1 protein-coding gene is annotated in these 1,015 nt (G+C 57.3%); it reads right to left on the bottom strand.

Annotation, left to right across the window (positions count from 1 at the left end; genetic code table 11):
• Window positions 1-205: 205 nt before the first annotated feature.
• On the bottom strand, window positions 206-1,015 hold an 810-nt coding region (locus ACZLZY_RS24875; protein ID WP_472936640.1), incomplete at its 5' end, for a putative bifunctional diguanylate cyclase/phosphodiesterase.

The raw sequence follows: 1,015 nt of genomic DNA, 5'->3' as shown, positions 1-1,015 counted from the left end.
CTGAAGGATGCTCAGCTGCAGGGTCAGATCGGTGCCAACTATTTTACGACTTCTCTTCGTGAGGCTGTGAATGCGTGCGTGGAAACGGCGGTCGAGAAGTCGATGATTGCCGCTTGAAGCCGTTCCAACTTGTGACGGTGGCGTGATGCACCTCGACCATCCTTCGAAGGACGATGCCGGATTTGTCGGAGCTTTTCCAAGCAGCTCAGGATGCCAGCTTAAGCGCATGATCCTTTAGCAACGCAACGACTTCATCGGCAGGCACAGGTCGATGAAACAGGAAGCCTTGAAGGTTGTGACACCCTGTATTCTGTAGAACCGTATGCTGATCAGGATGCTCCACGCCTTCGGCGGTTATCGATAAATTCAGAGCGAGTCCGAGTCCCACGATCGACCGGATGATCCCCTCTGCGCCATCTTCGACGCCGAGATTGTACACGAAGGATCGGTCGATCTTGAGCTTGTCGAAGGAGATGCGGGTCAGATATGCGAGGCTGGCATAGCCGCTACCGAAGTCGTCCAGGGCGATCCTGAAGCCGATCTCCTTCAGCTGACGCAGTCGGTCGGAAGCCAGTTCGATATCGTCGATAAGCACCGTCTCGGTGACCTCGAACTCGAACATCGACGGAATCACCTGCATCTCGCTCACGAGCGAACGCAAGTCCTCGATGAACGCTGGTGCATGTAGTTGTGCGGGCGAGAGATTGATCGCAGTGACGAGATCCGGCCATTGGCGGGCATCCCTGAACGCACGGCGGATGACCCAGCTTCCGAGTTCCCGGATGAGATCGGTCTTCTCCGCGACCTGGATGAACTCCATCGGCGGAATGAACCCCCGCACTGGGTGCTTCCAACGCAGAAGCGCCTCGACGCTGCTGATCGGAATACCCTCCGCACAGACGAGCGGCTGATAATGCAGCGCCAAGGCGTCCGATTTAATCGCTTCAGCCAGGTCCCGCGCCAAGTGCTGTGCGCCGAGTATGTCGCGTTCCATCGAGGCGGCAAACTCGAGAGC

Source organism: Mesocryomonas lacus, from assembly GCF_055730135.2.
The sequence above is the reverse complement of the archived record's forward strand: the minus strand, read 5'-3'. Positions and strand labels throughout refer to the sequence as shown.